Genomic DNA, 6,348 nt, shown 5'->3' with positions numbered 1-6,348 from the left:
TCATTTTGACGGTATAGCCTCCGGAAAACAAGAAGTGAGGCAGAATAAAAATTTTCCGGCCCGCTAGATTCCTCACCGTATCATGATAGAAAGTAGGAGTAGTGACGAAGCCCGTGTGAACATGACACGCCAGTTTCTGAGCTAAATCTAATGCTAGTTTTTCAAATTCAATCGCCGCCTCAGGAACACGGCTTCCATGGCCCACCAACAGCACCGCCTCATTCGCCTGTTCACCGAAACCTGCTTCAGCCAGCCTGTCTGCAAGAATGTCGACCATAATAGCGTCAACACCAAGTGGTTTTCCATAATGAAAAACTATATTTGGATAACGTTCAAGTTCTACCGGAATATCAAAATTGGCATGAATCCCTGGAAGTAAGAATACAGGGACTACTGTAATCTCACTTGCCCCTTTTTCGATACATGCTTCAATGGCTTGTGCAGCCGACGGCTCAGCGTGTTCTAGAAAACCATAGGCCTGTTGGGGAGCCGAAGCCTTCTTCATGACTTTTTTAATAAAATCAATAAATTTCCCATTCGCTTTGCTCAGCCTACTTCCGTGTGCGATATAAATAATGGCTTCCATATCTCACGCCCCCTCATACGTCTGGCCCGCCAAATATTCAACCAAGGATTCCTTCGTCGCTTTTTCCGGCATTCCATGGGATGGGAGCCCGGCAGCTTCCACCACTGTCATTGTTAGCTTTCCCATGCTGACAACCTGAAGCCCGTTTAATAGTTTTGCTGCATCTATGCCACATTCTTTTAATGCTTCGACAAACGGTTCAACAGAGGCACTGCTTGGGAAGACCATTGTATTCACGTCAGATTCCTCTAGCATTCTTTGAAAAATAGGCACAAACTGCCGGTCTATCTCTTTTTTACTCGTTACCAATATGTCAGCATTTCTTTCGAGCTTTATACGGTCATCGCCAACAATGAGTAACGTTCCAGACTCAGGCATCTTCTCAGCAAGCTTCGCCTTAAATCCGCGTTGCTTTAAAGCTTTTACCGATTTACTAGAAGCTCCATAAAAGTCGGCACGAATGGTTCGGATATCTATTCCCTCCTCAAATACGGCTATAAAAAATTCTGCCACACTTTCGGGTGAGGTAAAAAGAATCTTTTCGTAGGAGGGCACATTTGTTAGATCGACAGGCAATATCGTCCTTTTCCATTTTGGAAATTCAATGACATCCGCACCATGCTTCATCAATTCCTGCGCCAAGCAGCTTACACTTTCGCCGGTACGGGCCAGGAGGATCTGCCGGCTATAAAGCGGCTTTTTCTCAAACCAGTTGATTTTTTCACGAAGTGAGACGACTTCTCCGACAAGGATAATCGCGGGATTGCTGAACTTGGCTGCCGCAGCCTTTTCCGTAATATCGGCAAGTGTCCCCTGCAATGTTTTCTGACGGCCAAATGTACCCCATTGAATCAAAATAACTGGAGTGGAAGCTGGTTTGCCATGATTGACAAGATTTTCACAAATAAACGGTAAATTTCCTACCCCCATGTAAAAAGCAATCGTATCCACACCACGGGCGAGCCCTTCCCAATCGAGGCGCGGTTTTCCACCCTCGGATTTGTCATGGGCGGTGACAACAGCAAAGGATTCGGCATGATCGCGATGGGTTACAGGGATCCCCGCGTAGAGAGGAGCGGCAATCCCCGATGAAATACCAGGAACAATCTCAAAAGGAATTTGGTAGTGCGCGAGGGCTGCCGCTTCTTCACCAACACGGCCGAAAACACCTGGATCGCCGCCCTTTAAACGGACAACTATTTTTCCAGCTAACGCCTTTGCCACTAAAAGATCATTGATGTTCTCCTGGCGCAAAATATGGCGGTCAGGCAATTTGCCGCAATAAATTAACTCGCAATCACTTGCAGCAAATTCCAATAGTTTTGGATTGGCAAGCCGGTCATATAAAATGACCTCGGCCTGCTTAATTGCTTCCATTCCTTTGACGGTGATTAACCCTATGTCCCCTGGCCCTGCGCCTACTAAAAATACTTTTCCTGTTTTCATCCCGCAGCCTTCCTTCCCTGTTGTTCTATAATACAATAAAAATGATATTCTCTTTCATTTCGACCTTAAAGGTCTTCACTTGACCCTCATCTGGTGCCTGAACTTTGCCATCAGCTAAAGAGATTTTCCAATCGTAAACTGGACAGTAGACATAGTTGCCGCTGACAAGTCCCTCTGAAAGGACACCGCCCTTCGGATGGGGGCTGCGATTTTCTAATGCAAAAACTTCCCCGCTTGTGACCTTAAATAAAGCAATTTCGGTGTCATCAATTTTAATAGAATAACCTGCCCTAGTCTTTAAATTAGAATTGTGTGCAACCGGAATGCGTGTGATCGTTTCAATCATTTTGACTCACTCCCAACCGTAATGGTGTGCTTTGAATAATACTTATCTTGAATTTCTTCATTTTCAATCGCTTCATTCCAAGGCTCGGTGTACTTCTTCAAGGTTTGGTCCATCCGCTCGTTCAAGGCTTTCCGGGTTTCTTCATCTGCCAATACTTCCTTCACATGATCAAGCCCCATGCGCTCGACCCATTTTGACGTACGTTCCAAATAATTCGCTGTCTCACGGTAATATTGGAGGTAGGCGCCGGTCATTTCCATTACCTCTTCCTCGGTTTTCACTGTGCGCAATAGGTCACCGGGGCGAAGGTCCACACCGCCGTTACCGGCAACATATATTTCCCAGCCTCCGTCGATGCCGACAAAGCCGATGTCTTTAATACCTGCTTCTGAACAGTTTCTCGGGCAGGCGGATACGCCCATTTTCACTTTATGCGGTGTATCCAAACGTTCAAATTTCTTTTCAAGCTCGATTCCGAGTGCCATGGAATCCTGTGTGCCATAGCGGCAGAATTGCGCACCAACACAAGTCTTAACGGTTCGAAGCGTTTTTCCGTAAGCATAGCCGGATGGCATATCAAGGTCTTCCCACATGCCCGGCAGGTCTTCTTTTTTCACCCCGAACAATCCAATCCGCTGTCCGCCGGTTAATTTTACCAACGGCACATTGTATTTTTCAGCCACTTCAGCAATTTTTTTCAAATCAGCAGCGGTTGTAACTCCGCCGTACATTCTTGGCACAACGGAGTAGGTGCCGTCCTTTTGAATATTGGCGTGCATTTTTTCATTAACGAGGCGGGAATCACGGTCATCCTTGTATTCATCCATATGAATCATGCCTAGGTAGTAGTTGATTGCAGGGCGGCATTTCGTACAGCCTTCCTCATTGTTCCACTCCAGCACGTTCATGACCTCTTTTACACTTGATAAGCCCTTCGCCTTGATTTCAGCCACTAATTCCTCGCGGCTAATCGTCGTACAACCACAAATGCTCGTCTTTTGCGCAGCGGCAGCATCGAATTGGTCACCAAGTGTATGGGCCAGAATGCTGCTGACCATTGGTTTACAGCGTCCGCAGGAACGGCCGGCGTTTGTGCAATGGCTGACTTGATCAAGGGTTGTGAGCCCTTGCGTTTTAATCGCTTCAACGATGGCCCCTTTGGTTACCCCATTACAGCCACAAACGAGTTCATCATTTGGCATGGCTGCAATATCATCACTCGCCCCGCTTCCGGAGCATTCTGTGTGGAAAATGGAATTCCCGCTGATATCTTCTTTTTTCGTCAGCATCCGGAACAGCCTTGTGCTATCCTTTGTATCGCCATAAAGAACAATCCCGACAATCACATTATTTCTTGTTAGCACCCGTTTATAGATGCCGTCATACTCATTGTAAATCATGATCGATTTAGTCGAACCATCTTCGAAAATTTCTCCTGCAGAGAAAAGGTCGACACCGGCTACCTTTAACTGCGTACCAGTAACAGATCCTTCGTACGGTTTTCCGGCGGTGCCGCAGATCTGGTTTGCAAGCACTTTTCCTTGTTCGTATAGTGGCGCAACCAATCCATAAACCATCTCTCGGTGCTCGGCACATTCCCCAACAGCGTACACATTCGGCACACTGGTTTCCATAAAGTCATTAACGACAATGCCGCGATTGACGAAAATTCCGCTGTTCTTTGCGACAGCTGTATTTGGCTTAATCCCAATCGCCATCACTACAAGGTCGGCTTCGACCTCGGAGCCATCTTTAAAGCGCAATCCGCTCACACGCTTGTCTCCGAGAACTTCGACGGTTTCTTTTTCCATTAAGAAATTCATGCCTTGTGCTTCTAGTTCTGCTCGTAATAATGACGATGCAATCGGATCAAGCTGGCGTTCCATTAGATGCGGCATCAAGTGTACCACATCGACTTTCATTCCAAGGTTCAGCAGGCCTCTTGCTGCTTCAAGCCCTAACAGACCGCCGCCGATGACCACTGCCTTTTTATATTGCTTTGATGATTTGATCATCATTTCACAATCTTGAATATCACGAAACCCGGTGACGCCGATTTTGTCTGCACCTGGGATGGGCAGGATGAAAGAATTGGAGCCAGACGCAATAATCAATTCATCATACTCAACTTCACGACCCTGATCACTGATGACACACTTTGCTTCTAAATCAATTTGTTCAACTGCTTCACCTGTAAATAGTTGAATATTATTTTCTTTATACCAATCTAGCGGATTGATAATGATCTCCTCAAAGTTTGTGTCACCTTGAAGAATATTTGATAACTTAATCCGATTGTAGTTTGGGTATGGTTCCTGTCCAAAAATCGTTATTTCAAATTGTTCCGGTGCCAGTTTGATAATTTCTTCAATCGTCCTGACCCCAGCCATCCCGTTCCCGATCATCACTAATTTTTTCATCAGTGGGTCACTCCCTATCTAGTTAATCACGTTTTTTATGTTTTGCTCTATAACTATATTGTAATCGCCTTATCGCTTTAAATTTGTGAAGTTCGTCACATTCTACTCATAAATGTGAATCATTTCACATTATTGTCAAAAAGGGTGTCAGGCACCATGTGGTGCCTGACACCCTTTTTACGTTATGCAAGTTGTTTATTCTTTTTTAATGCTGGGTGTGGTTTATATAATGCATTAATTGCAGGAACGAGAGCACCTAAAATAACAGCTGGGACGAGCTCCCATAGTTCTAATGGCGGAGTAATCAGGATATCAAACTTATGGATCGCGAACAAAACAAGGAAGTAAGCGAGGCTGCCTGTGAGTCCTGCCAACCAATTCATCTTCTTAAACAAGAAAAAGCATAGCGGGATCAAAAGTAATGTAATCGGTACATAGGATGTTGGATATCCAACCGCCGCAAAAATGGCTTTACCAACAAATCTAAGGAATATATAAAGAACCGCTGCCATTACTGGTATAGTAAAGTTCCGGCAAATTCGAATGATCAACACCGTAAGCAATGCCACCATCAGAACGGAATAGATGGGGTACACCCATTCCGGAATGCCGCCAAAGATTTGCGATGCCGGATCGGAAATCAACTCAAGGATTTCCTGTGAGGCAATGGATTTTCCATGGATGTATTGATCATAAGAAATCGCCCCATTTTCCTGCTGCATATTAGGAAACATTAAGCATTCGAGGAGGAACATCGCGAACCACGTGTGCATCGACTTCCAATCCGGCTTCACATCTCCGGTAAACAAGTAATATCCCCGCCAGACTCCAAAGATCATGATGCCGGTTGCAATATAATAAATAAAATGAGTTGGACTCCATGTGGTTAAATCAATCCCGTAAGCAATATGGTACGTAAAATCCAATGGAATTCCGATGAGGAATAAAACGTATCCAATGGTGATCAGATTTCTTGAAAACTGGTCCATGTATTGTGCGCGCCGCCACTCTTTAAATAACAAATATCCACCCAGAACAAATCCAAGAGTATTAACAATATGAGGAATCGAATATTCTTCAAATAAATATTTAAAATGATACGAAGCATCCCATGCGGAACCGATGAATTTTAATAAAAATGCCAGAACCCATAAACGGTAATATTTCAAACAGATCATCCCCTCTCCTCACCTTATCCCAGAAGGTCAAATGGGTCTCCAAAAATGGCAATCAGAATATAATTTATTACTAATGCAATCCCAAAGGCGATTCCGGCCACACGCACTTTTTTTTGCGTAAATAATTTATAGATAAAAATGATTCCGGAAGTGACGACAAATATATTGCAGGTTATAAACGTCCAAAGCATGCTTTCACTGTGCTCGACTGCTGTTACATGCAACAAATATAATGGTATCAAAGCCTCAATTCCCCCATGTTTTACTTTTATTCAAATGGCCTTGGAAGCATTCATCTTTAAAACAAGACGTCATTTAGACTAAAAATGTTTCGAGTCTTCTCTATATATTATCATGGTTTTTAATCTAGTT

At 44.3% G+C, this 6,348-nt stretch carries 6 protein-coding genes; all 6 read right to left on the bottom strand.

Going from position 1 to position 6,348, the window contains the following annotated elements; translation table 11 throughout:
* A partial coding sequence (locus ACO1D1_RS03100) for a sirohydrochlorin chelatase (protein WP_423334915.1) occupies positions 1-586 on the bottom strand: 586 nt, incomplete at its 3' end.
* A 3-nt stretch (positions 587-589) separates the two neighbouring features.
* Positions 590-2,032, bottom strand: a complete 1,443-nt coding sequence (cobA, locus tag ACO1D1_RS03095) for a uroporphyrinogen-III C-methyltransferase (RefSeq protein ID WP_423334914.1) — start codon at positions 2,030-2,032, stop codon at positions 590-592.
* 25 nt (positions 2,033-2,057) lie between these two features.
* Positions 2,058-2,378 carry a nitrite reductase small subunit NirD gene (gene nirD / locus ACO1D1_RS03090; RefSeq protein WP_423334913.1) on the bottom strand — a complete coding sequence of 107 codons (321 nt, stop codon included), beginning with the start codon at positions 2,376-2,378 and terminating at the stop codon, positions 2,058-2,060.
* A complete protein-coding gene (gene nirB, locus ACO1D1_RS03085; RefSeq protein WP_423334912.1) occupies positions 2,375-4,798 on the bottom strand; it encodes a nitrite reductase large subunit NirB in 2,424 nt (807 codons plus the stop codon). The genes nirD and nirB overlap by 4 nt, the downstream gene beginning before the upstream one ends.
* A gap of 182 nt (positions 4,799-4,980) precedes the next feature.
* The gene (locus tag ACO1D1_RS03080; protein ID WP_423334911.1) at positions 4,981-5,967 is read right to left on the bottom strand and encodes a hypothetical protein; all 987 of its coding nucleotides are present in this window, start codon (positions 5,965-5,967) and stop codon (positions 4,981-4,983) included.
* Positions 5,968-5,990: 23 nt separating this feature from the next.
* Entirely contained in the window at positions 5,991-6,218 is a 228-nt protein-coding gene (locus ACO1D1_RS03075) for a hypothetical protein (protein ID WP_423334910.1), read from the bottom strand.
* Positions 6,219-6,348 lie beyond the last annotated feature (130 nt).

Origin of the sequence: Neobacillus sp. 19 (genome assembly GCF_049463095.1) — a bacterium.
In the GTDB taxonomy this organism is placed as follows: domain Bacteria; phylum Bacillota; class Bacilli; order Bacillales; family Cytobacillaceae; genus Neobacillus.
The sequence above is the reverse complement of the archived record's forward strand: the minus strand, read 5'-3'. Positions and strand labels throughout refer to the sequence as shown.